This is a genomic window from uncultured Gimesia sp. (assembly GCF_937919775.1).
Taxonomy (GTDB): Bacteria; Planctomycetota; Planctomycetia; order Planctomycetales; family Planctomycetaceae; genus Gimesia.
In genome coordinates this window covers 1-1964 of record NZ_CALFPF010000735.1, presented here as the reverse complement: position 1 = coordinate 1964, position 1964 = coordinate 1, and the positions used below count along the sequence as shown (strand labels likewise).

General features: G+C 47.8%; 1 protein-coding gene and 1 pseudogene. One reads left to right on the top strand and one right to left on the bottom strand.

Annotated elements, in window-relative coordinates; genetic code table 11:
- Nucleotides 1-383 (top strand): annotated as a pseudogene (locus Q0294_RS20760) (hypothetical protein); the annotation flags it as partial.
- Nucleotides 384-466: 83 nt separating this feature from the next.
- Here Q0294_RS20760 and Q0294_RS20755 read toward each other — a convergent pair.
- A partial coding sequence (locus Q0294_RS20755; protein WP_299469271.1) for an HlyD family efflux transporter periplasmic adaptor subunit occupies nucleotides 467-1964 on the bottom strand: 1498 nt, incomplete at its 5' end.

Here is a 1964-nt window from a genome sequence, read left to right as displayed (position 1 = left end):
TGACAACTTATATTCTGGGGCCCGATGCCAAAACAGCCTTCCCCATCGCAGTAGAAACGATCGATTTCGATCTGGAAATCGGCGACAAGGAACAGGAAATCCCACTGGCTGCCAAGCCACTAGAGGGAGAAAAAGAGGGCAAATCATCACGGTTCGTTGCGGAAGGGAAAGCGATTCCCGATTCCATCAAAACGGAATCCGATTTGAACGGCCACTTCCATCTGGATATTGGTGAAGATCATTTTCATGTCGATCTGGAACACGGCGAACATGGTCATGAAGGTCACGATCATAAAGATGAAAAGAAAGCAGAAGCTCCTACAGCAGAGCCTGCCAAAGCAGCACCAGTCACGGAAGATCCAAAAGCAGCAGATAAGAAGTAGTTCGTTACTTTTGCTGATTCAATAAAAAAGCTCCCTTGTTCTACAGAGCAGGGGAGCTTTTATTTTTATTGTGGCTGGTTATCTTATAACCAGAAGAAGCGTCGACAGGTTTCGACGACATCGCCAAAGAGAACGTAGAACAGGCTGCGTTCTCCACAGTCGATTTTTGCGCTGACTTCCGCCCCGATACGTAGCGAATCTGCAGGCAGTTTGGCCTTGTTGAAGGTCGCATACATTTCTACGATACTGCCGCTCTCTTCAGAGGAATTGGCGCGTGTGGAAATTTCAGTGATTTCCCCTTCATAAGTGACTTCGTTCGAAGTGGCCAGAATGTACTCCACGGGCAACCCGAGGTCTCCCTTTTTATTTGTGGCTCTGAGAATATGTCCCATGCGTTTTTCTTCCACATCGAGTTCTAACTGCCAGGGCCCTGTGTTATCCATGATTTCGAGGAGTAATTCGCCGCGCTGGACCGGGCGGTTGATCAAAAGCTGTTCGATCTGAAAGGTCGTGACGACTCCATCAATGGGAGCTTTGACATTCAGTTTTTCAAGTCGATCTTTCAGAATCTCGAGGTGTTTTTCGATTCCGAAGATTTGTGTTTTTGTTTCATTTAACTGACCTCGCAGTCGAATGATATCTTCACTTGGTCGTTTGCTGTTATCGCCATTCTGTAGCTGAGCACTCAAAGTAAGCTGCATCAATCTCAATTCACTCAACTTGTTTTCTGTTTCGAGTGCCTGTGCTTTTAAATCTTCGTTTCGAATCTCAACCAGCAGGTCTCCCTTACGTACTATTTGCCCGCTTTCCACATGGATCGCGACAACTTCCCCTTCCCAGTTGGTGAAGACTTCCCGCTGAATGGTCGGCATGAGCCTGCCGTCGCAGGAGACGCGGTATTCATAAGGGACCAATGCCAGCGCGACGCCGGCCGCTACGATCACTGAGATAATGACCAGCGTTTTGACCAGCGTTTTACCGCGTAACGCAGCAAAACAACGTCCAATGAAACGCCAGAAAGGCATTAGAAAAATGCTTTCGTAACTGCGTGAATTCGCAATACCGCTGGCAATATGACCGGAGAGTAATTCTGTCCGACTTTCCATATGCGGCCTGGGCTGACTATCGGTGATCTGTTCAACAATCAGGCCACCAATCAGTTTTTTCAGGACATCTTTTTTACGACCCCCTAAGGCTTCATCATCGTGTTTAATGACCGGATCAGGCTCAAATAAGGGGATGATCATAATCATACGGGTTCCACTTTCCTGCAGATAATCTGCCAGTGGTTCTTCTATTTGAGGTGGAATGGAATCCACCGTTCCTGAATAGATAAATGTTTCCCGCATGGCCAGTGCTTTGTTGGCCAGTTTTGAAAGGAGTCGGACGGTGTTTGCCCGTTTGTTTACTTTATCCTGACCGTTGATGGCTTCGATCACGGTTTTCTTGCCGTATTGCATCGCGAGACTCACACGATCTGCATCGAGCAGTTGTCTGCCATCATTCACGACGGTGGCAGCGACTTCCGTTAAGTCGAGGCTGCGATGAATCTGCTGAACGAATTGATCGACCTCTTCCCAC